This window comes from Rhodococcus globerulus NBRC 14531, assembly GCF_001894805.1.
Classification (GTDB): domain Bacteria; phylum Actinomycetota; class Actinomycetes; order Mycobacteriales; family Mycobacteriaceae; genus Rhodococcus_F; species Rhodococcus_F globerula.
In genome coordinates this window covers 19333-45508 of the sequence record NZ_BCWX01000001.1, presented here as the reverse complement: position 1 = coordinate 45508, position 26176 = coordinate 19333, and the positions used below count along the sequence as shown (strand labels likewise).

Sequence of the window (26176 nt, the reverse complement as noted above, 5' to 3'; positions counted from 1 at the left end):
GGAAAAGAAACCAGGAAACGGACAATTTACATATACCAACCTCCGTTGACACCGATGAGCTGTCCCGTGATGAAGCCCGCGTTGTCTGTACAGAGGAACGCGCACGCCGCAGCCACATCACTGGGCAGTCCGGCACGACGGACCGGCGTCATACTTGCGATAACGTCGACGCCGGGAAAATCTCCGTCCGCTTCGGACTTACGAGCCATCGGGGTATCGATGATCGACGGCGGGATCGAGTTGACGGTAATCCCCTGCGGCGCAAGCTCGAAGGACAGTGCCTTAGTAAGTGCGATGACCCCACCTTTGGACGCTACGTAGTGGGCCATGTTCGGCGCGCCCGACTGAGCGCTCGACGACGAGATGGTGACGATTCGACCCCACCCGGCTTCGATCATGTCGGGAACAACTGCCTGGATGGAGGTGAAGGTTCCGGTGAGGTTGACCGCGACGATATGGTCCCACTCTTCCGCACTGATTTCGGTTACCGGTGTGAACGTCTCGACACCCGCGCTGGTGACGATGATCGAGATCGGGCCGAGTTCACCGCGTACCGCGTCCATGGCCGCCCTGACACCAACACGATCGGTGACATCCACTTGGTACGCCATGGCCTCGGTGCCGTCCGCACTCAACTTCTCGGCAACACGTTGCGCTTCGTCGATATTTCTGTCCAACAATGCAACTCGGTGACCCTGCTCCGAAAGAGCCTGAGCCACAGACAGCCCGATACCCGATCCAGCGCCGGTCACGACCGCCACACGGTCGTTCGCGGAGGTCCCCTGAGTGGATGAAGTCATGTTGTTCTCCTTGTTCGTCAACGAGTTTCAGTCAACGGGTGCTAGTTAGTGGGTGCTAGTCAGTGGGGGCTAGTCAGTGGGGGCTAGTCAGTGGGTTTCAGTCATCACGGATTCCGCCGACGAGGATTCCGTCGCGGGGGTGTAGTCGAGATGCAGCGCCTTGAGGCCCCGCAGAATGTATGTCGGTTCGTATTCGTACGTCCGCGAGTCAGCTGGTCCGTGCTCGGCCTCGGAAATCCGAATGTCCTTCAGTCGATCCAGAAGTCGAGTGATGCTGACACGTGATTCGACGCGGGCCAGCGGACCACCCGGGCACGCGTGTATTCCTCGACCGAAAGCTATGTGCTCGCGCGCATTCTGCCGTTCGATGTCGAACGTGTCGGGATCTTCGAACCTTTCCGGATCACGGTTCACCGCACTGTTCAAGATCATGACGATGGTCCCGGCCGGAACATCCATGTCGCCAACAGTTGTCGGGTTCTTCGCAAGCCTGAAGTCGCTCTTGACCGGACCCTCCATCCGAAGTGTCTCCTCGACGAAATTGGGTATACGTTCCGGTTCGTCGCGAAGCAGTTGCTGCAGTTCGGGATTCTCGGCGATGAATCGGAAGGACGCGGTCAACAACCGCGCCGTCGTGTCCTGGCCGGCAGCGAACAAGAAGCACGCGACGTGCACGAGATCGACGACCTCCGGAGTCGAGCCGTCGGGATACTTGGCTGTGGCGATGGCCGTCAGAACATCGTCGCGCGGTTCCCGTCGACGGTCCTCGATGTACGACGTGAATCGCTCTGCCAGGAACTCGAGCGGATTGCTCGTGAAGGCCTCGGACTCGTCGATCGAGCCCGCCTGTTGCGCGCCGAGCGTCACGCGAAATACCTGATGGTCCTCTTCCGGTACACCGAGCAGATCAGCAATGACAAGCAGCGCAAACGGTTGCGCATAGTCGCTCATGAGGTTGCACGAGCCCCGGGCGATGAACTCGTCGATCTGGCGATCCGCGAGCCGCCACATGAACTCTTCGTTCTCCGCCAAACGCCTGGGCGTCAGCAGTCGCTTCAACAACGACCGGTGCGCCGCGTGCTGTGGCATGTCCATGGTCACCAGATGCTCGTGCAGCGGGAAATGATCGCGGTACTGCTCGATCAGAGCGCCGAGGTCGTCACCCTCGGGTTCGAACGGCAACCCGGGGAAGGGGCCCGTTGCCGAAACACACGACGAGAACACCTCGGAGTCGCGGTACACAGCAGTCGCCGCGTCGTACCCCGTCACGGCAACAACACCGTGGTGTGGCTCTCGCACGACGGGACACTGCGCGCGTAGGGATTCGAAGTACGGGTACGGATCATCCACGATCGACGGATCGGTGAAGAAGTCGACCTGATCGATTTCAGTCATTACGGGTCTCCTGTGTCGGAAAGCAGGGCATTGACGTCTTTGGGGCTGGGCACGTGTGTCGGAAGGCAGCGCACCCTCGGGACGGGCGGGGTCGACGGGCATCTAGGCGAGCCGAATTGTCGACGTCGCCTGGCAAATGCTGATCAGTCGATCAACATAATGCTGAGCATATGCGTAGCTTAGGGTGTAGGCAATGGTCTAGCGGAGTTTTCTTCGCATTAGGCTGTAGCGAGAACCGTTCACATGACCAGCCTTTGACGCTTAGGGAGCCACGGATGACTTCGCCACGCAGAATCGGCGCACCTGATGCAAAAAATCGAGCACTCCTCCTCGACGCCGCAGAACAAGTCATGCTGGAAGAGGGGTATGCGGCGGTCAGCTCTCGCCGCATCGCAAAGAAGGCCGGACTGAAGCCGCCGCTCGTGTACTACTACTTCCGCACGATGGACGATCTGTTTCTCGAACTGTTTCGTCGCCGCGCGGTAGAAGGTCTCGAGCGTCAGGCCGAACTACTGAAATCGCCACAACCCCTGAGAGCACTGTGGGAGTTCAGCATCGCAGCGGAGGGCACCGCCTTCACTATGGAGTTTGTCGCCCTCGCCAATCATCGGAAAGTCATCCGGGCGGAAATCGCCGACTACTCCGAGCGATTCCGCGCAGCTCAACTCGAAATAATGGGAAATGTGTTGCAGGAGTACGGTATCGATCCGAAAACATGCCCGCCTGCCGCAGCGCTGGTATTGATCACAAGCTTGTCACGCGTACTCGTGATGGAAGAGTCACTCGGCGTTTTCGGTGGGCACGCGGAGACCTTCGCCTTGGTCGAGGAGTATTTGGTTCGACTCGAAGGCAAACGGCTCGAAGACACGAATTAGACACAGCCCTAACCCTTTTGGGGCTTGCAATCTCTTCTGCGAAGGTACAGTATCCAAGGTGGTGGATGACTTTACATTCACGCGGGTATGCGTTCCGATCCGCTGGAACCAATTTCGTTCGCGCACTCAGTGCAACACGGCATGGATTCGAGCCGTGAACTTGATCAGGGAGGACTCCGGATGCGCGTCGTCGTCGACAAGAATCTGTGTGAGGCAAATGCACTCTGCGTGGAAAACGCGCCGGAAGTATTTGCCCTCGACACCAACGAGGAATTGGAAGTAACTGCCGGCCAGGTACCGCACGACGCCGAAGACCGAGTTCGCACGTCGATTGCACAATGTCCCAGAGCGGCTCTCTCCGAACGTGAATGAGTGCGGAGCGGGGCCGTCCAAGTGGCATCCCCGCTCCCCGCTCGCGGTGTCACGGTAGATCCACCTTGCCGGCGAGCCAGCGACCGTCCACCAGGTTCATCGTCATCACGACTCGACTGCGGTCGATCCGCGGATCAGGTGCGACGGTATTGCTGACGGTCTGGTCGATGAACAACAGGACCTCGACTTCCGTAGCGGTCGCCGATTTGATCCCGGCATCGATCACAACTCCCTGAGCTGCGGCCTTGTTGTCGACCAGCAGTTGCTTCAACTGTTCACTGGACTGGGAATACATGTCCTTGAATTCCCCGGTGGCTCCGTCGAGTACGGCCGCAAAGTTCTGATCGAGCGAATCCGAACTCACACTTGTCAGAGTCACCGCGTACTGGCGCGCCGCATCGAGTGCGGCGGCCGCTGCCGAGTCGACAGCGCGCGCTTCGTGTAGCTTCCAACCGAAAACTGCTGCCATGGACAGTGATATGGCCACCACGGCTGCAATCACAGAGATTCCGACTACGCTCCCCCATCGGCGAACGCGAACCTCCGGCTCCGTGTCGCTCGACCCCACATCACTCTTGCCCTCCGCTGCGGATTCGTCTACTTCCGGGTCCAGATCTGCAGCCTTGTCGATTGTTGTCGTCGAACCGCGTTCGCTCATTTTTCCTTCTCCTCTGCTGCGATGTTCCTGTTTCAACTGCTCTTCCGCGTTCACCCCGGTGGACTCTGTTCGAGATCAGGACCTCCATAGGGAAGTGGAATCGATTGAGGCCCAATCGGTGTCGGCGACGCTCGCGTGTCGGGTGCAACACCGGCAGGCGGGCCGGCGGTGTCGTCACCTGGTTGACGTGGCGCATTCCGAGCGCCGCGGACAAGCACCGACGGGTCCTCGTTGTCGCAATACGTGTACAGGTACGGTTCCGGGAAATCCGGAACCGTCGCCGGTAGACGTGGCAAGTCGTAGTCACACGAATAGCGCGGGTAGATGTTGACAAACGCCCAGATTCCACCGTCGTGAAAAACAGATGTGAGTGCTTCGAGTGTGGAGCCTTGACGGTATGTCGGGACGAAGAACTCTTGCAGCGCAGGTACGTTCAAGTAGGCCATCTGGGCTACCGTCGTCAGATTGCCGAGGAGCTGAACCATTGTCGGCGAGTTGTCGGCGATGAGCGCGTCAATCGACTTCAGAGTCGACGGCGTACCGTCGAGGAACTCACGAAGCCCCGTGTCCTTCGCTTCGACGCCGAGCAGAAGTTCCGACAGATTGCTCGCAGTACTGCGCAGCCCAGGGCCGCTGTCACCAAGTGTGCCGAGCAAAACCTTGCTGCTGCGCAGAAGGGTTGCCGTCTGCGGTAATACCGAATCGAGCGTCGAGACGAGGAAGGCGCCGCCGTCGAGTATCGCCGACAGTTTCTTCGGCCCTTCCGGTCCGACGCCGAGTTCCGCGACGATCATCTCGAGTTCGGCAGGATCGATTTGGGCCAGCATGCCGTCAAGGTTTCCCAACATGGACGCCAGCGGCACCGGGGTCGACGTTTCGTCGGAAGAGATTTCCGATCCGTCGACAAGATACGGACCACTGTCGGTGGTAGGCCTGAAGTCCAGATACTGTTCGCCTGCCATCGACAGTCCCGCCACACGCACTTCACCGCCCAGTGGAATCTCGACACCCCCGTCGATCTCCGCGACGGCAACTACACCACTGTCGGTCAACTCGACCGAATTCACCTTTCCCACAGGAACTCCGCGGAGCATCACCTCCTGCTGCGGCAGCAGCCCGCCGGATATCGAAAAATGCACGCGCACGGTAATCTTCGAGCTGATCGGGCTCAGGTGAAAGACCCCGAAGGTCAGGTACACCACGCCGACAACCAGGGTTGCGGCGAGTGCAACCACCGACATTGTGAGTCGGTGAGCGCTACTGAAGCGGACGGCGCTGACGAGAGCTGCCGCGGGGACTTCCGACAGCCGCGCAACCGGGCCCATCTCACCCTCACCGTCAGGGATCTGCTTGTTCATCGGCCGGTCCCCAGCACTCTGCCCTGCAACCGCATCAGCGTGTAGGTAATCGTTCCCACCAGCGCATCCCAGTCGCTCGAATCCGGAAGTCGGCTGCCAGGGTCAGCGGGATGGTTCGGATCCGCAATCGCCCCGATAGCGAGCTGTTCCAGGTCGGCATTGACATGGGCGGACGTCGAGTTGGTGATCTTGAGGAGTGGCGGCAAAAGCCTGTTGACGGCTGCGAGGCTCGCGTTGGGATCGGTTGCCGCGTCGTTGAGTTCTGCAGCGATTGTGTTGATGTCGGCGACCATCCCGCCTGCGCCGGTACCGCTCACCGACGGGAACTTTCCCACTTGACTACTTACCTGCGCCACCTGTGCGAGCAGATCAAGCATTTGCGCAGTGTTGGCGTTCAGAGTGCCGAGCGCGGGACCGGCTGCCGAAATCGCGTCGTCGATCGACGATTGCTGCTCCGACACCGTCACGAGAAGCTGATTGGTCGACGCAAGCGTCTCACGAATCTCGTTGCTCCGGCTCGACAGTGTCCCGATCAGAGCGGTCGATTCACCGATCAGGTCCGCCATTTCCTCACCTCGTCCGCCGACAGCTTCTCCGAGCCCGTTGACAACCTTCGTCAGGTTGCGCAGGACGCCTCCGTTGATCAAGAACGACGATGTGGTGAGGAGTTCTTCGATCGTCGCCGCAGACGAAGTCGACGCAATCGGGATGCTGTCTCCGTCGGACAGAAGAGCACCGTTCGACGCAGGTCCAGGCGGGGGTTCCACTGCGACAAACACGTCTCCCAGCGGTGTCGCCGACCGCAATTCCGCGCCCGCCCCGACCGGCAGGCTGATTCCATCCTTGATCCGCATCGTGACTATCGCTTCGTAGTTCTGCACTCTCATCGCTTCGACCTCGCCGATGTCTGCACCTTGGAGTTTCACCTTCGCTTGGGCGGGCAGATTGAGTGCATTGTCGAAGACCGCGTACAGCGTGTAGTAGTCCCCGGAAACTCCAGGTGCCGGCAACGGGAGACTCTCGAGCCCCACACCACACGCTGCCGTGGACAGCATCAGACCGGCGCATGCCCCGGCGGAAACAACCCGCCACCCTCCGGGCGTCATCGCGGCAACCCCGCCAAGCCCTCGAGCATCCCGGAGATCCCGAAGTCCGGGCCGAAATCTTCGAGTGTTCCCGTGCTGCAGCCAAGCTGACGCAGGCCGAGGACATTGCAGATCTCCTTGACCAACTGCCCGTCGAGAAAGACCTTTTCCAGCTGAGCGTGCACCCTCGCACCGCCGTTCTCCTGATCGATTGCGTTGTAAGCGTTGTCCATCAAAAGTGGTGTGACAGTAAGAAATTCAGAAAGTTCACGCCGATAGTCGGCCAATGCGGTCACCACGGTGTTTGCGTTGGTCACTGTCGATTGCAGAGTTCCCTGGTTGGCCGCGAGAAGTTTATCTGCCTCGACAAGGATTTCGTTGAGCTTGGTACCGGTGTCCCCCGAGCCCAAGTCCGCCTCACCGAGCAGATCACTCACTTGCGCCAGGGCTGAACCGAATTCACGAATGTCCTGATCATTGTTCGCGGCAACGGAAGTCAAGACTGCAAGATTGTCCACAACAGTCGTGATGGCATTCTGTGTTTGCGCGCCGCCGTCGCTACCCAGTTGCAGCGCCGACGCCAACTGGCTCAGTGACGACTTGATGGCTTGCCCGTTCCCGTCGACCATCGCGCTGCCGATCCCGAGTAGGTCAGCGACCGGGCCGGAACCCTCTCCATCGCCCTGCAACTCGATCGCCATCTTGTCCGCCATGGCGATCAGTCGATCGAATTCGACGGGAGTCTTTGTTCGGTCCATCGGGATGATGTCGCCGTCCGTCATCACCGGGCCGTCCCGGTATGGCGGAGTGATTTCGACATGACGGTCGGTCAACACCGACGTCGACACAGTTACTGCCTGCGCAGTTTCCGGGATCTTGACTCCGCTGTCGAGGCTCATCGTTACTTCCACCACGGTGCCGCGGGGGACGATGCTGGTCACCGAACCGATCGGAACGCCGAGAACCGAGACGGAGTTCCCTTCGTACAGTCCTGCGCCACTGTCGAATTGCGCCGTGACGGTGATCGTATTGTCCATCGAGGTTGCGCTGCGAATACCCGAACAACCGGCAGTAGCGAGAACAACTACCAACGCGACCTTCGCTATCGATATGAGAGATCTCATTTGCAGTCCTTCAGATAGGGCGGCAAGTTCATCTCGTTTGCATGGCCGCTGACAGCGCACATCCACGAGTCGATGAAAGGCCCAGCGGGGGCCGTGAAATCGACTTCGTTGGCGGTCCCGGAGGTATTGGCGAAGTTGCGCAACGGAACCGGCAGGATCTCCAATGTGTTGCGCAGCAGATCGTCATTGTTGCTCAGGCTTTGGAGCAGGCCATTCAGATTGTTGATCAGTTCGTCGATTGCCGGACTGTCATTGACAACGACGCTGTGCAGTTGGTCTACGAGTGCGGTGGTCGATACGAGTAGTTGGTCGACTACTTCCCGTCTGGCGTTGATTTCAGCCAACACGTCACGGCCGTTGCGCACCAACTCACCCAGACTGTTCTGCTGCCCGCGGATTACAGTTGTCACCTCACTTGTACTGGTCAGCAGCGAACCGATCTGTCCGCGCCGTTCGGCCAGCACCGAAGACAAGTTCTCGATGTTCGCGAGTACCTGCGGTACGAGCGCAGGTGTGCCCTCCAGTTGATCGGACAACGTGGTAAGTGTTTGCCCGATCTTCTCCGCGTCAACCTGCTCGAATGTGGTGGTCGCATTATCCAGTGTCTGCTGCAGATCGTAGGGAACTTCGGTGTTGGCCAACCCGATCCGATGATCGGCAATGTCACCGCCACCGCCGGGACGGATCTCGACGTATCGCGATCCCAACAACGTCGTCAACTTGATGGAAGCTGCGGTACCGGCTCCCAGTGAGACACCCTCGTCGATCTGCATGGTCACGACAACGTGATCTCCTGCGAGTCGAACACCATCGACGGTTCCCACTGGAACACCCGCGATGGTGACCGCGTCCCCCGCGCTGACTCCGGCGGCCTGAGTGAATTCGGCGTCGTAGCTGACCTTGCCGATTCCCGCGGATGTAACCCAGAGGGCAACGACCATCGCGATGGCAAGACCTGCCACCGTCAAGACCCCGATCCCCAGTGCACTGCGATCCTCGAGGGGCTTACGCAGTCTCCGAGCGTAATTCGATGTGGCTTCTCTGATCATCTTTCGCTTACCTGCAAATCTTCGACTGGGTAATCTGACCACCGGGCGTCGACTGCGCAACGATCGCGGGGATCACGGCACTGATCGCCGGGACGAGGGTGACATTGAGATTGCACAGGTACGTGTTGATGTAACTTCCGTCCTGGCTCGCTCGCGCAAGCCCTTTCAACATCGGCGGTAAGTTGAAACCGAAGTATCCGAAGGTGTCCTTGTTGTCCAGGAAGTGCTGGGCGAAACCCGGTTCTCGAGTGAGGAACTCACTCAGGTCTGGGGCGACGTCGCTCGACAGTGTCGCTACTTGATCGGCAACGAGCGCGATCGAATCCAACGAGTCGACCATTTCGCCGCGCCTGGCTGCCAGCTGTTCGAAGATCGTCCGTGCCTGCGTGATCATCGTGTCGACGTTGGTGCTCTGCAGTGCGAGGCTGTGAACGATGCCGTCCAGATTGACGATGATGTCGCCCAGAATCTTGTCCGGGCCGGCAAACGACTCGGCAAGGGTCGACGTCTCGGATACCAATGTGGTGATCGATCCGGAATCACCTTGCAGTGCACTGACAATCGCGGTTGTGACATTGTCGATCTGCTGCGGATCGAGCACGCTGAACAGCGGTTCGAAACCATTGAGAAGAATCGAGATGTCGAAGGATGGTTCCGTGTTCTCCACCGGAATCTCGTCCCCACTCACCAAAACTCGAGGTTCCCCCTGCTCACCGAGGGACAACCCGAGATAGCGCTGTCCGATGATGTTCTGATACGTGATCGCGGCTTTGGTGTTGCCGTACAGCGCTTGGTCCGATTCGATCCGAAAAGCCACCCGCGCGAGCGTTCCGTCGAGACTGACCGAATCGACGCGCCCCACCCGAACCCCAGCCATCCGCACGTCGTCGCCGGCGCGTAATCCCGATACGTCGGTGAAGACCGCGGTAAAGGATTTAGTCTCGCCCTGAACACCGCGCTGCAGTGTGACGAACACCGTCCATGTGAGGCCACAGGAGATCAGCAGGAACACGGCGATTCCGATCAAGGGTTTTCGATAGCTCATCGGATCCCCTGCTCGAGTTCGAGTGGCACGTCGGGTTCGGGTGTCACCTGCACGGTGTTGCCCCGGGCCAACGGTCCGAGGATGAACTCGTCGGCAGGGGTCGATTCGCCTCCCAGAAGATCGCCCAGAAGTTCCTTCTCCTGGGCACTTCCGACCGGACCGACATTCCCTCCGGACGTCGGGGCAAAGTCGAATTGACGGGCAACGCCGTCAGCTACCACAGGTGGCGCGGCGGTCTCCGGCGCAGTCGCGCAACTCGGACCGGCCAACTCACCGTAGCGGGGACAATCGGCGCGGGTGTACATCTTGTGCGGTGTGAATTGGAACAGGAATTTTCCCGTCGCGTTCTGCTGACCCACCGGCCAGAACTCGCTGAACCACTTGTCGGATATGACTTTCATCCGCGTGACGATGGGCGCGAATTCCGTACTGCCGTCGGCAACTACGCTGAGAACCGGTGAAAGTTGTGTGGTGATAGCGACGATCTTGTCCGTGTTGTTGTCGAGAACGGAACCGACTTCCGACAGTGTTGTCGAACCGGCAGTCAGCAGCGCGGTCAACGCGGCATCCTTCTGTGCCAAGGTCCGCATGGGTACGACGGAATGGTGTACGGCATCAAGGAGGTCGGGTGCAGCTTCTTGGAGACCGCGGATGGCGGAGGACAACGCACCCAAGCTGGAAGGTTCACCGTTCGGTGTGGTCAACTCACCGAGTTCGGCGGCAATTCGGCGGAGTTGCTCACCCGCAGTGACGATATCGGCGCCCCGACGGTCTGTTGCCGCCGCAACGGCCGCGAGCATTCCGAGTGTGCGATCCGTCCCGATACGTGCTGTAGCAGAGACGATTTCACGGAGTTTTGTCAACGCGGTCTGCAACTGTACCGTCGACAGACTTTCGTCTTGCGGGATTTCCGCGCCGGGCGACAGCGGGGGGCCGCTCCCGTTGTCGACCAACTGAACGGACGACACGGCAAAGACGTTGCTGGGCACAACACGAGCGGTCACGGTTGCCGGAATCCCGGCCGCGTACTCCGGTTTCAGAGCGATGTCGACATACTTCGACTCGCCGCCGCTCGATGTATCCACACTGTTCACCACTCCGACCAGCACGCCTCGAAATTTCACGTCCGAGCGCGCAGGCAATCCGTCCCCGACATCGGCAAGAACCGCTGTAACCTCGAATGCCTTGTCGAAGACTCCGTTCATTTTCGCGATCAATCCGGTGATCAGCAGCGCCACGACAATCAGCGCACCAACACCGTGCAGGAGAAGTGTTGTCGCAGAGGGGCCTCGGCCGTCGGCTTCGAACAGTATCGGCATCAGCTACCCACCGAGCCTTGCCCCGGAGCCGATGCCCCAGAACGCTACCGTCAGTAGCAGATTGACGACAATCATCGCAGAGATGCTGGCACGCATCGCTCGGCCGGCGGCAGTCCCGACCCCTTGTGGGCCACCGGACGCGAAGAAACCGTAGTAGCACTGAATGGTAGAGGTAATAATCACGAAGACAACAGCTTTCACCAACGAGTAACCGATGTCCGTCGCGCTGAGAACCAGGCGGAAGTAGTGCTCGTAGGTACCTGTCGACACCCCACCCGACAGCCCGATGACTACCTTCACCGCAACGTAGTTCAAGGCGAGGCAGAGTAGATACAGCGGCACCACCGCAACCACGGATGCCATCAGCCTCGTTGTCACGAGATACGGAATAGGACGGATCGCCAGCGCTTCCATCGCGTCGATCTCCTCCGAGATCCGCATCGCACCCAGTTGCGCTGTGAAGCGGCATCCTGCTTGCGCGGCAAAAGCCAACGACGCCATGATGGGTGCCAGTTCCCTCGTTGTTGCGGTCGACGCGATCATCCCGGTCGCCGGCTCCAAACCGAGCAGATGCAACGCGTTGTAGCCTTCGATTCCCACGATCGCCCCCGCCGCCGCACCCAGAACGATGATCACACCCGCCGTTCCGCCGCCAACTACGATCGAACCGTTGCCCCATGTGACATCGGCAAGAATCCGCAGAAATTCCTTCCGGTAATGCCTCAAGGTCCAGGGAACTGCGGCCAGTGCCCGGCCCAGAAAGGTGACCATGTGACCCAGACGCATGACAACTGTTGCCTGCGCCGAGACCACCTTGACCGCTGACCTCATACCCGGCGGGTAATACCGCGATGCCATCTAGAAACCCGTCCGCGGGAACATCAACACGTACAACTGTGTCAGGACCACGTTCACGACCATGAGGAGCAAGATCGACGCCACCACTGTGGCATTGACCGAGTTGGCAACGCCTGCGGGTCCACCGCGAGTGGTAAGTCCCTTGTGGCAGGCGACGATTGCCACGATCGCGCCGTAGAGCACTGCCTTGATCATCGTCAGGAAGAAATCACCGACGGTGGCAAAGGATGCAAATGTCGACACGAAACTGCCGGGAGTGCCGTTCTGGACAAAGGTGTTGAACAGGTAGCCGGAAAAGAATCCCACAAAACAGACGAGCCCCGTCAGTGCAACACCAACCGTAATCGCCGCTACAAGCCTGGGCACCACAAGCCTGCGGATCACCGAAATCCCCATGACCTCCAACGCATCGATCTCGTCGCGGATCTTGCGAGATCCGAGGTCAGCGCATATCGCCGATCCCGCTGCCGATGCCATGAGTAATGCAGCGACCATCGGAGCGCCCTGTCTGATCACCGCGAGGCCACTGGCAGCGCCCGCCAGGGATGTCGCACCGACCTGTCCGGCGAGCAAGCCGAATTGAATCGACAATGTCACGCCGATCGGTATAGCGACAAACAGAGTCGGAACGGCGGATGCCGACGCCATGAAGGCCGTCTGACGCACGAACTCCGCTACTGGAAAACGGAATGTCGCGATGTCGATCACCAAGTACTGGATCGCACGAAGCCCGAGAACGCATTGTCCACCAACTGTTTCCAGTGCGGCAACGGGATGCCGTCGCGTATACCCGTGCATCCAACTCGTGATTTCACTTGATGCAGAACGCTTCTGGCCAAAACTTCGATCTGGGATCTCCATGGATCTTCCACTTTCCGTTCGCCCACAAGTTCAGTCCGCCGCCGCATACGAGAGTGGGCACGCATTGCGTCGAACCTGCCGTCACCGCTACCGAGTGATCTGCCACCTTCCGAACTGAGCATTGCCCCCGAAAGATGATGACCACCTGTGCGGATCTCAGCTTTCACACTAAAATGCTGAGCACCTTCTTAGCACGAGTTGCCGAATGAGGTCAAGATCACAGTGCTTACCGAACCTTCGTCGCCGAGTGCGCATTACAGTATTTCCCCCGTCGAACACACTGAAACACCGACTCTCACAAGGCGAATCGACACCAGAAGCGCGACCCCACCTCGATCACTGCAATGAATCAGTGTCTATTGCAAGGCAATCGGTAAAATCCGCGCCGCCGCCGGCCCAGCAAAAATTCCGTCACGTCACCCACGGACACTGCTACCCCCTCGAGAAATGCGCGGAACGGAGATCAACCCACCCGGGCTCGGCTTGCAACGGCAAACCCTGCCGCAGTAAATCTGGCTGAGCGGCACCTGGCTGAGCGATCATAAAACTAGACACTATTGCGCAAAGTGTCAAGGAAAATGGTTCTGCGCAGGTCCGCACGTCGAAGAATGCCCACGTCACCGGAATCGAGTACCCAGGAAGGAAGAAACACACAGACGATTATCGAGATCTTCGGCGCCACTGGTGAAAACGACCGACACGGGCCACGACAACAAGACCAGCCGCCTGGCGCGTGAACACAGGCGGCTACGGCAAATCTCGAGCTATCGACACAGTCGATCAGCTTTCAGTTGCACTGCAAAAGAGCACCATTGACGACGCGCTCACACACCATGTCGGTGATTCGCGCGTCGCCTTCTGGGCAGCAGTGAGTGAGCGTCGCTCGACGCTCGCCCACTGCCTGAAGTTCTCGGTACTTATTACTGTCAGACGTTCGGCCCCTCCAAAATGGTCACTGCTGCAACGGCTGTCGGTCCACCCACGTTGTGTGCCAAACCGATCCGGGCACCGTCAACTTGATTGACGGCATCACCGCGTAGCTGTTCGAACAACTCGACGCACTGCGCGACACCCGTTGCTCCCGGCGGGTGCCCCTTGGCGATCAGACCTCCACTCGGATTCACCGGAATGGAGCCGCCGATTCCGGTAGCTCCCGATTCGATGAGTTTGAACCCCTCGAACCGGTCGGCGAAGCCGAGATCCTCGTAACTGATCAACTCGATGCCGGTGAAGAAGTCGTGTACCTCTGCGACATCCACGTCGGAAGGGGTCATGCCGGCCATCGAAAAGGCTTGCTTCGCAGCGCGAACCGTGGCGGGGAACGACGTCATGTCACGCTTGTGCTGGTGCATGACGGAATCCAGGCCCAAGCCGACGCCGCGGATCCAGACCGGACGATCGGTGTATCTCTCCACGACGTCTTCTGCCGCCAGCACCAACGCTGCCGCGCCGTCGCTCTGCGGTGCGCAATCGTAGGCACTGAACGGCGTCACGATGGTCGGTGCGTTCAGAGCTTCCTCGATGGTGATCTCGAACCGCTTGCAGGCCTTCGGGTTATTGACGCCGTGAAGATGATTCTTGACGGCCACCATGGCCATATGCTCCCGGGTGGCAGGAGATTCGTGCAGGTAGCGACGCACGTGCAAGGCGAAGCCGGCCGGAGCCACCAGACCGAGCGGGTAATCCCACGCCATGTCGCGGGCCATAGCTTCCCACTCCCACAGCATGTCTTTGGACGCACTCTCGCGGAGTTTGTCCGCTCCTACGACCACTGCGACGTCGAAGGCACCGGACGCGATTCCGAACAGCGCGTTGCGCACGGCATCATGGCCTGTTGCACAGGAGTTTTCGATGCGTGTTACGGGGATGTCTGCCAGGCCGAGAGTGTCCGCGAGAATGCCGGACGGAAAGCCGTCTGGAGTTCCCATCGCACCGAACCAGGCCGCCTGCAGATCGGACTTGTCCAAGCCCTTGTCGATACTGGCGGCGCATTCGGAGAACGCCATGGGCAACAGGTCTTTGATACCCAGGGTGAAATGCTCGGCAAAGGGTGTCATCCCCGCGCCGACTATCGCCACGTTTCTCATACCGCCTCCTGCTCGATCAGAAATGCTGTTTCCGGTTCGAATGCGTATCCGTAGTCCGGCACCCCGGAGCGGATCGCCACCCGGCGTAGAACCATCCGGCCACGATCGCCGAGATCAACAGTTCCCGGTTCGACGCCGGTCACCTTGACGAGCGCTCGAACGTCGACGTCGTCGAGTTCCACGATCACCAAGGAGTAGGGAGTCTTCAGTCCGGGAACCGGAACATGCACGGTTACTTCGGTATACACCGACCCGGTTCGTGGTAGTGGCACAAACGTGTAGTCCGTCTGCAGCGTGCCGTCGTTGTCGACCCGATAGCGAGGGGGAAAGTCCAGGTCGTCGCTGTCCTCGTATTTTCCCGCTTCCCACCGGACTTTTGCGTCGAAGGCACGCTCGTAGGCTGCCAGCGAAATCGGAATATCGGCGCCCGGCACGAACTGGCCTTCCACTTTGGGACGCGGCGCGGGCTCCCGGCGGTGTACCTCAGCAGTGCCGTCCGCGACCCGGACTCCCGAGAGGCTGGCCTGCTCGACACCGACGAGCGATCCGGTGCTTCCCGAATCGACCATGGCAGCAAGGGCAAACAGACCCGAACTCGCGCCGAGTGTCGGTAGCCGAACCGGCTCTGCGGCGCACAATGTCGTGGCCTGCTTGTGCTCGACACCGGCTACCGCAACCGGTGCATCCACCCACGCAGCTGACAGCGATGCAACAAATCCGCGTTCCTTGAGCAACCGCGGATCGCCGTAATCATGTACAACGCCAATGGAGTTACGAGTACGCACCGGAAGGCTGCGCGACACCCGAGCAGCGGTGCGGACTCGCAGTCCGTGGTCCGACGTCAGTACGGCGGCTGCCCCTGCCGGTTCAAGGTCGACGCCGATGATCAGTGTCCGCGGCCGAGCATTACTGACGGCGTCGAGCGTTGCGGGTGCGCCGCCGAGGCGCTCGACCACCTCCAGCTCTGGATCGAGTCCGAGTCCGGCCAGCAGAACCGCGGCATTACTACTTTCCAGCAGCGGCAGATCCCGGCTCACCAGAATGACGTGTTCTACGGAGGTGCTGGTGCTACACGCCGCTCTGCCGGCCTCGACCGCGAGAGTAATCGCGTCCTCGTCGTCACCCGGCACGCGGGAATCCGACGTTCCCCAGCACGGTAGGTACGTCCCTATCGAAGCGATGTATGACATGCCAGTCTCCCCGTAATCGTGAAAATCGCTCAGAACTTCAAGCGAGAGCAGGTACGCGGTAAATCAGGAGGTCACTCCTGATATCCATCGAGTGCATCTCGCCTCCCTCTGATTTGAATACGCCATTCTCACAAATGAGAATACTGCATTCTCGCTCCGGGAATTGTAGCAATCAGACAGACTCTCGCATAGCCCCACAGGAACGAACCGCGTTCCCCGATCGCCGGACTTCCACCCGAGTGATCTGCCCTTCTTCGACTCTTGCGGGCATCATGAAGGCGAGAGTATGGTTCTCATAAATTGAAGGGAGATTCTTCTGATGGAGACTAAGGCGCTCAGCCCGGCATTGGGCGTAGAGGTCATCGGTATCGACAGCTTGGACGACGAGGCTGTAGTTGCGAGATGCCTGGAGGCATTGAAGTGGCGCGGGGTACTGCTCATCCGCGGTTTGCACCTCGACGACGAGGCTCAGGTCGCATTCAGCCGCAAGCTCGGACCGGTATTGGCCCCCGCGGGCAAGGAAATTTTCAAGGTCACGCTCGACCCGGCCAAGAACCCGTCGGCCGAATACCTTCGGGGCACGTTCAATTGGCACATCGACGACACCACCAACGACGTGCCGGCCAAGGCGACAATGCTGACGGCACGGCACGTGGCCATGACTGGCGGTGGCACCGAATTCGCCAGCACCTACGCGGCTTACGAGAACCTGCCGGAGCAGGAACGTAAGCGTTACGACGATCTTCGCGTCGTACACAGCTTCGAAGCTGCGCAGCGACTTATCGAGCCGAACCCCACGGACGAGCAACTTGCATCCTGGCGCCGTCTGCCCACCCATGAATCATCCTTGGTCTGGGAACACCGCGACGGACGCAAGTCACTCGTCCTCGGCGCAACGGCTGACCACGTCGTCGGAATGCAGCCCGACGAAAGCCGGGCGCTCCTCGACGAACTGCTCGCATGGACCACTCAGGAGCGCTTCTCCTACAGCCATACGTGGGAAGTCGACGACGTAGTCATCTGGGACAACACCGGAATGCTGCACCGCGCACTTCCCTACGACCCCAAGTCGGAGCGAACGATGCACCGCACCACCATCCTCGGCAATGAGCCGTGGGCATGAGCGAATCCGCGAACGGAGAAAACGTGAGTACTCAGATCACGCGAACTGCAGTTGTCACCGGTGGCAGTTCGGGTATCGGCCGCGCTGTCGCAGAACGCCTGCGCGCCGACGGTTACAACGTTGCCACGATCGACCTCACACCCTCGGACGAAAAGTATTCGTACACAGCTAATGTCACGGACCGCGCGCGGTTGGACGAGGTTCTGGCGGAGATCCGCACCGAGTTGGGTCCCGTCACCATTCTGGTGAACGCAGCCGGCCTCGACGGATTCCAGCGATTCACGAAACTGTCGTTCGACGATTGGAAGCGCGTCCTCGACGTCAACCTCGACGGCGTATTCCACTGCTGCCAGGCGGCGCTCCCCGACATGCTCGAAGCCGGCTGGGGACGCATCGTCAATATTTCGTCGTCCAGCGCGCATTCCGGGCAGCCGTTCATGACTCACTACGTCGCGTCCAAGTCCGCGGTCAACGGACTCACCAAGTCCTTGGCGCTGGAACTCGGCCCCGAAGGAATCACCGTCAACGCCGTGCCACCGGGATTCATCGACACCCCGATGCTGCGTACGGCCGAAGGCAAGCGTCTCCTGGGCGGCACCGTCGAAGACCACATTGCCAAGACACCGGTTCGGCGCGTCGGCCGACCGGAAGACATCGCCGCAGCCTGCGCGTTCCTCATCTCCGAAGAGGCCGGCTACATCACCGGTCAGATCCTCGGCGTCAACGGCGGCCGCAACACCTAAGTCCTTCCGCTGCACGCGTGGCAAATAACACTGTTACGCAACCAGTTTGAACAACCCAACACATCAAACGAAGGGATTCACCATGGGACGCGTTGAAGGCAAGGTTGCGTTCATCACCGGCGCAGCACGAGGTCAGGGCCGAAGCCATGCGGTTCGTTTGGCCGAAGAGGGCGCCGACATCATCGCCGTCGACATCTGCGCCGACTTCGATTCCATCACCTACCCGATGGCCACTCCTGAGGATCTCGAGGAGACCGCTCGTCTCGTCGAGAAGCACGGTCGCCGCATCGTCACTGCCAAGGCCGACGTCCGTAAGGTCGACGAACTGCGTGCGGCACTCGAGCGCGGCGTTGCCGAGTTGGGTCACCTCGACATCGTTGTCGCGCAGGCAGGCGTCGCCGGAATGCGCGGCGAACCGGATATCGCGGCCTGGTCCGACACCGTCGACACCAACCTCGTCGGCACCATCAATGCCATCCAGGCAGCGCTGCCCTACCTGGGCAAGGGCGCCTCGATCATCGCCACCGGTTCGACGGCGTCCATGATCGACACCAGCAAGGTCGATGTACCAGGTAAGGACCTCGGCGGAGTTGCCTACGTGTTCTCCAAGCGTGCACTCTCCCACTACGTACACGAGCTGGCGACGCACCTCGCACCGCGCGGAATTCGCGCAAACGTTGTGCACCCCACCAACTGCAACACCGACATGCTGCACAACGAATCGATGTACAAGTCATTCCGCCCCGACCTCGAGAACCCGGGCCGTGAAGACGCTGTGCTGTCCTTCCCGGTTCAGCAGGCAATGCAGATCCCGTGGGTCGAGCCCGAGGACATCAGCGAAACCGTCCTCTTCCTCGCGTCGGAGCAAGCTCGTTACGTCACCGGCATGCAGATGCGCGTCGACGGCGGCGGCTACCTGAAGTCGTACGACTACCACATCTGATTCGAGACTTCGCCTTCACGAAACGCATTCGTGAAGGCGAAGTTTCAATGCTCACCCTGCTCGCTATTTTTCAGGACGGATACATGAGCACCACGAATACCGTAGTAGCCAGTTCGGCTGGCACGACCGCTTCAGGCCCCGTTCCCGTACACCGGATCGTCGATGTCGACGGTATTCCCATGTCCGCGTTGCTGATCGAGGTTCCAGAACCGCGCGCGGTCATTCTCGCTGTGCATGGCGGAGCAACAAACTCTGCGTACTTCGACTGCCCCGGGCACCCCCGCCTGTCGCTGTTGCACACCGCAGCAGCCCTCGGATTCACCGTGCTGGCGCTCGACCGGCCGGGTTACGGCAGCTCGAATCCCCATGCGACCGAATTGGTCGATCCCGATGTTCGCGTCGATGTAACGTATGCGGCGCTCGAGCGTCACCTCGAGGGAATCGACCGCGGCGCAGGAATATTCGTATTGGCTCACTCCATCGGCTGCGAATTGGCCACCAGGTTGGCCGCGGACGATCGCGGAGACGCCTTCCTCGGAATCGAACTCTCCGGCACCGGCCGAGAGCAACAGCCCCTTGCCCAGGAAATCCTGGGCGTCACCGCCCGCAACGCCGATCCGATCGCCGTGCGCGAGTTGCTGTGGCAGCCGAGTCGGCTGTACCCGGAAGAACTGTTCGGCGGTCTTCCGATCGCATCCCGGACACCGAAGTACGAAGGTGACGTGGTGCGAAGTTGGCCCCGCGAGAACTTTCCGAATCTTGCTGCACGCGTGAATATTCCCGTCCATTTCACTGCAGGCGAATACGAGCATGTGTGGCGTAACGATCCCGAGGCGTTGCTCACCGTCGCCGAGTTGTTCACCGCTGCGCCGAGAGTAGTCGTGGACAAGCAGTTCGACGGTGGACACAACCTCAGCCTTGGCTACACCGCGACTGCATATCACCTCCGCGTCTTGGCGTTTGTCGAGGAATGCATCGCCGGCCGATCCGAATTCGCAGACCTGACAACAGACGACAGCACGGCCGCGCACGCGAGCCACGGAAGGTGACCCCATGAATTCCGCAGATGTTGCACTTCTACTGATCCGATTGGCCGTGGGCTCGACCATGATTGCTCACGGAGTCAATCACTGGGTCGGTGGCGGAAAGATCGAGGGCACGGCTCGCTGGTTCAGCGGACTGGGACTACGCAACGGCACATTCCAGGCCTGGATGAGCGTGGTCACCGAAGTCGGTGCCGGTGTCTTGCTGATCGTCGGATTCCTGAATCCGTTTGCCTGTGCGGCGGTCATCTCGGTCATGCTGGTTGCCGGGATACTGGCACACCGCCCCAACGGATTCTTCATCTTTCGTGACGGCTACGAGTATGTGATGGTGCTCGCGCTTGTAGCGCTCGCCGCAGCCATGCTCGGGCCAGGCAGCATATCGCTCGACGGCGCACTGAACATCGAACTCTCCGGGTGGGCAGGTGGCGGTATCGCCCTCGGAGTGGGCGCGGTCGGCACCGCCGTACTTCTCGGCTTGTTCTGGCGGCCACAGCTACAGGAGGTTTCATGATCACTCTAGGAGGACCCGCGATGCACGTAGGATTCATCGGACTCGGTAGCCAAGGCGCGCCGATGGCACGGCGAATCGTCCACTCCGGCTACGAAACCACGCTGTGGGCACGACGTCCCGAAGCCCGCGTTCCCTTTGCCGACACCGCAGCCAAGTTCGCCGAATCTGCGGCGGAACTAGGCGCGGCAAGCGATCTCGTGTGCATCTGCGTCGGCAGCGACGCCGATGTTCTCGACGTTGTCACGGGTGAGGACGGCGTCCTCGCGGGCATGAAGCCAGGTGGAATCATTGCCGTGCACAGCACGGTTCACCCGGATACCTGTCGCGAACTCGGGGAAATAGCGGCTACTCGAGGAATCTCCGTCGTTGACGCTCCCGTCAGTGGCGGTGGCATCGCCGCAACCGAGGGCCGCCTTCTGGTGATGGTGGGCGGCAGGGACGAAGACTTCGAACGCGTCCGTCCCGTCTTCTCGATGTACGCGAATCCTGTTGTTCACCTTGGACCTTTGGGGTCCGGTCAGATCACGAAGCTGCTCAACAATCTCCTCTTCACGGCAAATTTGGCCACAGCCGCGAACACGCTTGCGCTCGGCCAGTCGCTCGGTGTTGATCCCAACCGCCTCGGAGACGTGATCTCACACGGCACGGCAAACAGCTTCGCGCTGAGCCGGATCGTCTCTGCCGGTGGAACGCTCGAGCGTATCGCCCAGCACGCGGGCACATTGCTGCAGAAGGACGTCGGGCTGATTGCAGATCTCGCGACAACAGCCCAAGCACCCACCGGAGTCGTCCTGACCGCAGCTGACGCCACCCTCGAACTCATGGATCACCGCCGATGACACGCGTCGGGTTCATCGGCGCCGGGCGGATGGGCGGACCGATGGTCAGCCGTCTCGTCGAAGCCGGTCACGAGGTTCGCGGGCTTGCACGCTCCGCCGCAACAAAAACTGCGCTGGAAGCCTCCGGTGCGCAGGCCGTGTCCACCTTCGCAGAGGTCGGCGGCGATACCGACCTCGTGATCATCTGCGTTTTCACGGACGAGCAGGTTCGCGAGATATGTCTCGGCAGCGACTTGCTCGCGTCGATGCCTCGCGGATCCACCCTGGTGTTGCATACAACGGGAAGCCCGCGCACAGCTGAAGCCGTAACCGAGCACGCAGCACAGTTTGGTGTCGCAGTCGTGGACTCACCGGTCAGCGGTGGACCGCACGATATCGCCGCAGGTAGGTTGACCCTCTTTGTCGGCGGCGATGCCAACACCCTGGCACGCATCCAGCCGACCCTGGAAAGCTACGCAGATCCAGTTCTCTATGTCGGCCCCACTGGCAACGGACAGCGGGTCAAGCTAGTCAACAATGCTCTGTTCGCCGCTCAGATCGGCCTTCTCACCGAAGCTGTCGCACTGGGAACACAACTCGGCATCGACGAGGGCGATCTGCTCGCGGCCCTGCCATACGGCAGTTCCAACAGCCGTGCACTGACCAGTGTTTCAGCCAAGGGCTCAGTGTCCGCATTCGCAGATTCGGTCGGAGATTTCCTGAGCAAGGACGTGGGCGTCGTCCGAAAGATCGTCACCGAGCTGGACGGCAATCTCGGACTGCTCGACGACGCAGTCAACGCCGCTCTACCGAATCGCGTCTGACTCACGCCGGTTCTTCCGAATGGGATAGCGTTGCCGATGACACTATCGGCAGTCAATCGACCATGATCTGGGAGAACAAGATGGGCGGGTCAGTCCTGTCGGGCAGTACCGATCTACCGGGGTACCGGCGCCTGGCTCTGACGCTCGCCGAAGCGGTCGCTGCCGGCAGGTACGACAAGGACACTCCGCTGCCCACCGATACCGAACTCATGACCGAGTACAGCCTCGGACGGCAAACGGTGCGGCGAGCGTTTCAGGAGCTTGTGGCGGACGGACTGGTATATCGCGTCCGCGGTCGGGGAACATTTCCGACGGATCAGCCCAGCACCGGCCGCTCCGTCCGCTCCACCGATTCGATCGAACAACTCGAGGAGTGGCCGGGCACCGAGATGGAAGTCATCTCGCCTCTCGAACTCAAACGCGACCGTGTCCACGCCGAGAAGCTCGAACTCGACAGTCTTGTTGTGGCGCAGTTGAAGGTTCGGCGCTGGATCGACAACCAGCCGTATGCGGTCAACACGATCATTCTTCCGCCCGACGTCGCCGAAACACTGATATCGGAGAACCTGATCCCGACAGTCCGTACTCCCGGGACCATCCTTGCCTCGGTCGGTAGCGTCGCGGGTCCTGTTGCCGGAGCTGAAGAAACTGTCACCGCGATTCTCGTATCCGACGACATCGCCGAAATTCTGCACACCCCGCCGGGCAGACCCGCCCTGCACATCGAGCGGGTCTACCGGAACGGCAATGGAGTTCCGGTCGAGATCTCGTTGACGGTGCATGCGTCGGAACGGTACGAGCATCGACTCTCGATTCAGCGCGCCGGTCGTCACGGCTCCTGAAACCACTTCGGCTTTGGTCAAAGATTCTGGCTACAAATATCATTCGGCCGAAATGTGCCCGAAATGTCTCTTGATTCGAATGTTTGTTCGACTATAATTGGGTCAGGGTGGGGAGGCCTTGATGACTACGGTGAGCGATTTTGTTTCGGTGGAGGATGTTGTAGCCGGTTCGGCTGCGGGTGTGCGTGGCAGGTTGTGGCGGCTACGAGCGGCCGAGGTTCGAGACGTTGCAGTCTGCGTATCGGCGGAAATTCTTCGGTTGGAAGCGATTCGGGTTGCCGCGGTCGACGAGTTGGCACTCAATCCGGACGAGCAGGTGCTGTGCTACCGCGGTGTGGGTGGTTGGCGGCGAATACGATGCTGCAGAACGCGGCCGGTAACAAGATCGCTGCCCTTGGCGCCGCGTTGCGGGTGTTCCCCGACATTGCTGCGCAGTTCGAGGCCGGTGATCTCTCGCTCGATCATGCGGCAATAATCGTCGCGTTCTGTGAATCCCCACCAAAAGGTATGCCGGAGAACGCTCTACCGTCCTGCATGGCAACACTGCTCGCTGCGGCATCCGGGGTGGAAGCGACCACCATAAAACTCCGCTACGCGATTGCGGTCCTGGAGCGGATTTTCGAATCCGACGAGACCCCACCCGGTGAAGACGATGATCTCAACGTCTTGCGGATTTCGCCGACGTTGAACGGGCGGATCGCGATCAAGGGTGATTTCGACGCGCTCACGGGCGAAATGTTGTTGTCGGCTCTTTCGGGTTTGTCGATGCCGAAACCGGCCGCGGACGGAACCCCGGATCAGCGGTCGGCCGCCAAACGCACCGCCGACGCCTTCACCGAACTGATTCGCCGGTACCTCGACAATGCCATGATCGGGGTGGATGGTGGTCAGCGTCCGCATGTGAACGTGCATATCACTGCGAAAGATCTTGCCGAGCATCGAGACTTCGCGACCATGCGCAGCAATACCGCGTCGGATTTCGATGAGCCTGATGTCGAGGATCTCGACGTCGGATACATGCCCTGGATGGGACCACTCAGTGTGAGCCTCACCCGGATGCTTGCCTGTGACTGCATGCTCTCCACCGTCCTGATGGACGGCAACGGCGCACCGCTCGATGCAACCCCACACAAACGCCTCGTCACACCCGAGCAGCGGACCGCGTTGATTGCTCGGGACAAAGGCTGCGCCTTCCCCAACTGTGATGCCGTCCCGGCCTGGTGCGACGCCCACCACATAAAACCGTGGTCGGTCGGCGGCCTGACGGTGATGGACAATCTCACCCTCCTCTGCCGCAACCACCACCGATTGATCCACAGCACCAGCGGGTTTCGCGGTATCTGGGAAATCAAAATGGGCGACGACCACAAACCCTGGTTCATCCCACCAGCTGCAATCGACCCGAAACAACGACCCCGCCGCTCCACCACCCGCCAGGGCCCAGTCCACCGAGACTGAACCCGACTCTGCCAGAACCATATACGGCGTGCAAGCTTCGCATCACCAGTCAAGACGATGCGAAGCCCACACGCATGTCATAGTCGCAAATAGTGTTCACGGACTCGGCCAATCCTCAACCACCACAGACCCTCAACCACGACAGACTGATTCCTCCCCCGCCAAGGTCGTGCGGTGCATGAGCCGCTGAGACGAGGGCTCGAACTCCGTCGCTCGATGCAGCATTCCGGTGTTGTCCCAGATGACCAGGTCACCTTTGCGCCACACCTGGCGCAGTACGTATTCGGGGCGTGTGGACCACTCGAGCAGTCGATCCAACAACGCACGACTTCGCTCGATCGGCCAACCGACAACTTCGGACGCGGTAGCGCCCAGCAACAGCGACTTCCGTCCATTCTTTCTCGTCCATACCAACGGATGAACCTGCGCTGGTACCCGTGCCCAGGCTCGCCTGGTTGCTTCGTCGGGATCCGGGTTCGCCAGCGACTGTGCATGCCCAAACGTGTGCACAACCTCGAGAGACTCGAACTCGGCCTTCTCCTCGTCGCTCAAGCCGTCATACGCCGCGTACGTACTGGCGAACTCGGTGTCGCCCCCGGCTGGATCGACCTCTCGAGCGCTCAGGAGCGTCGCCTGCTGCGGAATGACTTGTGTGGCACCGTCGATGTGCCAGTGGAAGTTCCCCGCTCGATACGACGCGAGAATTGCATTCGTTTTGGACGGATCCATGGTGATGGTCTGAATCTCCGGGAGGCGGTGCTCGCCGGTGGATTGGACTACGACGGTGCCCAGTGCACGACTGAGAGACAACAGGGCGTCGTCGTCGATGTTGATCTCGCGGTACACCAGGACCCCATGCCGGTCCAGGAGTTGCCGAATCTCTCGGGCAGAATCCGACTTCATGAGATCGTCGGCAGTCAGACCTGTGACCTCCAGTCCGACGGTCGACGTGATGGGACGTATGGAAGCAGGCAAGAAGAACTCCTCGATCGGCACGTTTCTCGAAAAATACTGGGAAGAGGTACTTTTGGCGCTCGGTAAGCAGTCTGAGGTCAAGCGAGCTCGCGCACTACAGGACAGTACCGCACTTGCTATACAGTCGTACCAATTTTCGAAAAAAGTCGCGATCCGTTTCTTATGTCCGCGGTCGCTTGGTGCGCGCAGTCTGCGTGATGCGAGGCTCCACCGAATCGATGTAGCCCTCGAGTGCTTCCACCACTTCGGCATGCGCAGTGTCGACGCCGATACCCGATTCCAGATTGAGGAACTTGGGAATCCCGGTGATCAGCAACACCATTGCGCCGAGAGACAGCCTGCCGTCCGGTCGAGCACCCGGCCCGAACTTGCGAGCCACGGCCTCCATCTGCAGTTGCCGGACCCGTTCGGTGACTTCGGCGATTTCAGCACGGATTGACTCACGGTGATTGCCGAGAGCCATGAACTCCGTCATCAGAGCACTTGTGGCTTCATCCCAGCTGTACTCCCACAACACATGCAACGGATCTTCGGCTCGTTTCTGCAGCGCAGATTGCAGTACCGCGAGGTTGCGATCGGTGTACCTCGCAATTGCGGCGCGGAAGATGTCGTCAAGAGTGGGAAAGTAATACTGGACCAGGCTCGCGGTCACACCGGCCTCTGCTGCCAAAGATCGATAGGTCACGCTGGCGTAGCCGGTGTCCAGCATCATCTTCTCGACATTGTCCAGCAGAACATCTCGCGTCTTCGACTTCTCGGCACCCACGCGCCGCGGCGATGAAGCCATGACCACCTCACTCCGCTGAATTCGAAACCC

General features: G+C 60.2%; 25 protein-coding genes and 1 pseudogene. 11 read left to right on the top strand and 15 right to left on the bottom strand.

Annotated elements, in window-relative coordinates; translation table 11 throughout:
- Window positions 1-26: 26 nt before the first annotated feature.
- Window positions 27-800 carry an SDR family NAD(P)-dependent oxidoreductase gene (locus RG2_RS00235; RefSeq protein WP_033231765.1) on the bottom strand — a complete coding sequence of 258 codons (774 nt, stop codon included), beginning with the start codon at window positions 798-800 and terminating at the stop codon, window positions 27-29.
- Between the two features lie 87 nt (window positions 801-887).
- The gene (locus RG2_RS00230; RefSeq protein WP_045064720.1) at window positions 888-2195 is read right to left on the bottom strand and encodes a cytochrome P450; all 1308 of its coding nucleotides are present in this window, start codon (window positions 2193-2195) and stop codon (window positions 888-890) included.
- Between the two features lie 275 nt (window positions 2196-2470).
- Here RG2_RS00230 and RG2_RS00225 point away from each other — a divergent pair, with 275 nt between their 5' ends.
- Together RG2_RS00225 and RG2_RS00220 are read left to right on the top strand one after the other, a co-directional pair.
- Window positions 2471-3070, top strand: a complete 600-nt coding sequence (locus RG2_RS00225; protein WP_033231766.1) for a TetR/AcrR family transcriptional regulator — start codon at window positions 2471-2473, stop codon at window positions 3068-3070.
- Between the two features lie 141 nt (window positions 3071-3211).
- Window positions 3212-3442 (top strand): ferredoxin, encoded by a 231-nt coding sequence (locus tag RG2_RS00220; RefSeq protein WP_371851286.1) that lies wholly within the window; start codon window positions 3212-3214, stop codon window positions 3440-3442.
- A gap of 49 nt (window positions 3443-3491) precedes the next feature.
- Here the strand turns inward: RG2_RS00220 and RG2_RS00215 are convergent, their stop codons facing one another.
- The 11 genes from RG2_RS00215 to RG2_RS00165 all read right to left on the bottom strand — a co-directional run bounded on the left by RG2_RS00215 (window position 3492) and on the right by RG2_RS00165 (window position 16076).
- Entirely contained in the window at window positions 3492-4100 is a 609-nt protein-coding gene (locus tag RG2_RS00215; RefSeq protein ID WP_033231767.1) for an Rv1363c family protein, read from the bottom strand.
- 50 nt (window positions 4101-4150) lie between these two features.
- The gene (locus RG2_RS00210) at window positions 4151-5458 is read right to left on the bottom strand and encodes an MlaD family protein (RefSeq protein ID WP_080711615.1); all 1308 of its coding nucleotides are present in this window, start codon (window positions 5456-5458) and stop codon (window positions 4151-4153) included.
- The gene (locus tag RG2_RS00205; protein WP_033231768.1) at window positions 5455-6564 is read right to left on the bottom strand and encodes an MlaD family protein; all 1110 of its coding nucleotides are present in this window, start codon (window positions 6562-6564) and stop codon (window positions 5455-5457) included. Before RG2_RS00205 ends, RG2_RS00210 begins: the two co-directional genes overlap by 4 nt.
- Window positions 6561-7667 carry an MCE family protein gene (locus tag RG2_RS00200; RefSeq protein WP_174557320.1) on the bottom strand — a complete coding sequence of 369 codons (1107 nt, stop codon included), beginning with the start codon at window positions 7665-7667 and terminating at the stop codon, window positions 6561-6563. Before RG2_RS00200 ends, RG2_RS00205 begins: the two co-directional genes overlap by 4 nt.
- Complete coding sequence (locus RG2_RS00195; protein ID WP_051730288.1) at window positions 7664-8716, bottom strand: MCE family protein; 1053 nt, start codon at window positions 8714-8716, stop codon at window positions 7664-7666. Before RG2_RS00195 ends, RG2_RS00200 begins: the two co-directional genes overlap by 4 nt.
- A gap of 7 nt (window positions 8717-8723) precedes the next feature.
- Window positions 8724-9761, bottom strand: a complete 1038-nt coding sequence (locus RG2_RS00190; RefSeq protein WP_033231769.1) for an MCE family protein — start codon at window positions 9759-9761, stop codon at window positions 8724-8726.
- Entirely contained in the window at window positions 9758-11080 is a 1323-nt protein-coding gene (locus RG2_RS00185; RefSeq protein ID WP_051730289.1) for an MlaD family protein, read from the bottom strand. The genes RG2_RS00190 and RG2_RS00185 overlap by 4 nt, the downstream gene beginning before the upstream one ends.
- A gap of 3 nt (window positions 11081-11083) precedes the next feature.
- On the bottom strand, window positions 11084-11938 hold the full coding sequence (locus RG2_RS00180; RefSeq protein ID WP_033231770.1) for an ABC transporter permease: 855 nt from the start codon (window positions 11936-11938) through the stop codon (window positions 11084-11086).
- Window positions 11939-12799 carry an MlaE family ABC transporter permease gene (locus RG2_RS00175; RefSeq protein ID WP_033231771.1) on the bottom strand — a complete coding sequence of 287 codons (861 nt, stop codon included), beginning with the start codon at window positions 12797-12799 and terminating at the stop codon, window positions 11939-11941.
- 926 nt (window positions 12800-13725) lie between these two features.
- Window positions 13726-14886: a thiolase C-terminal domain-containing protein gene (locus tag RG2_RS00170; RefSeq protein ID WP_033231772.1), complete on the bottom strand. Its 1161-nt coding sequence runs from the start codon at window positions 14884-14886 to the stop codon at window positions 13726-13728.
- Window positions 14883-16076: an OB-fold domain-containing protein gene (locus tag RG2_RS00165; protein ID WP_033231773.1), complete on the bottom strand. Its 1194-nt coding sequence runs from the start codon at window positions 16074-16076 to the stop codon at window positions 14883-14885. The genes RG2_RS00170 and RG2_RS00165 overlap by 4 nt, the downstream gene beginning before the upstream one ends.
- A 319-nt stretch (window positions 16077-16395) precedes the next feature.
- Between RG2_RS00165 and RG2_RS00160 the strand changes: the two genes are divergently transcribed.
- From RG2_RS00160 to RG2_RS00120, 9 genes and pseudogenes are all read left to right on the top strand, one after another.
- The gene (locus tag RG2_RS00160) at window positions 16396-17199 is read left to right on the top strand and encodes a TauD/TfdA dioxygenase family protein (protein ID WP_080711616.1); all 804 of its coding nucleotides are present in this window, start codon (window positions 16396-16398) and stop codon (window positions 17197-17199) included.
- Between the two features lie 23 nt (window positions 17200-17222).
- A complete protein-coding gene (locus tag RG2_RS00155) occupies window positions 17223-17942 on the top strand; it encodes an SDR family NAD(P)-dependent oxidoreductase (protein ID WP_230590010.1) in 720 nt (239 codons plus the stop codon).
- An 82-nt stretch (window positions 17943-18024) separates the two neighbouring features.
- Window positions 18025-18885, top strand: a complete 861-nt coding sequence (locus RG2_RS00150) for a mycofactocin-coupled SDR family oxidoreductase (RefSeq protein WP_033231775.1) — start codon at window positions 18025-18027, stop codon at window positions 18883-18885.
- An 83-nt stretch (window positions 18886-18968) separates the two neighbouring features.
- On the top strand, window positions 18969-19934 hold the full coding sequence (locus RG2_RS00145) for an alpha/beta hydrolase (RefSeq protein WP_045066686.1): 966 nt from the start codon (window positions 18969-18971) through the stop codon (window positions 19932-19934).
- A 4-nt stretch (window positions 19935-19938) separates the two neighbouring features.
- The gene (locus tag RG2_RS00140) at window positions 19939-20442 is read left to right on the top strand and encodes a DoxX family protein (protein WP_033231776.1); all 504 of its coding nucleotides are present in this window, start codon (window positions 19939-19941) and stop codon (window positions 20440-20442) included.
- Between the two features lie 20 nt (window positions 20443-20462).
- Entirely contained in the window at window positions 20463-21281 is an 819-nt protein-coding gene (locus tag RG2_RS00135; protein WP_033231777.1) for an NAD(P)-dependent oxidoreductase, read from the top strand.
- The gene (locus tag RG2_RS00130; RefSeq protein WP_033231778.1) at window positions 21278-22084 is read left to right on the top strand and encodes an NAD(P)-dependent oxidoreductase; all 807 of its coding nucleotides are present in this window, start codon (window positions 21278-21280) and stop codon (window positions 22082-22084) included. Before RG2_RS00135 ends, RG2_RS00130 begins: the two co-directional genes overlap by 4 nt.
- Before the next feature lie 80 nt (window positions 22085-22164).
- Window positions 22165-22926 carry a GntR family transcriptional regulator gene (locus RG2_RS00125; RefSeq protein ID WP_162487724.1) on the top strand — a complete coding sequence of 254 codons (762 nt, stop codon included), beginning with the start codon at window positions 22165-22167 and terminating at the stop codon, window positions 22924-22926.
- Window positions 22927-23047: 121 nt separating this feature from the next.
- A pseudogene (locus RG2_RS00120) lies at window positions 23048-24384 on the top strand (HNH endonuclease signature motif containing protein).
- Between the two features lie 132 nt (window positions 24385-24516).
- Here the strand turns inward: RG2_RS00120 and RG2_RS00115 are convergent.
- Together RG2_RS00115 and RG2_RS00110 are read right to left on the bottom strand one after the other, a co-directional pair.
- Window positions 24517-25359, bottom strand: a complete 843-nt coding sequence (locus RG2_RS00115; protein ID WP_033231868.1) for a TauD/TfdA dioxygenase family protein — start codon at window positions 25357-25359, stop codon at window positions 24517-24519.
- A 160-nt stretch (window positions 25360-25519) separates the two neighbouring features.
- On the bottom strand, window positions 25520-26146 hold the full coding sequence (locus RG2_RS00110; protein ID WP_033231780.1) for a TetR/AcrR family transcriptional regulator: 627 nt from the start codon (window positions 26144-26146) through the stop codon (window positions 25520-25522).
- Between the last annotated feature and the right edge of the window lie 30 nt (window positions 26147-26176).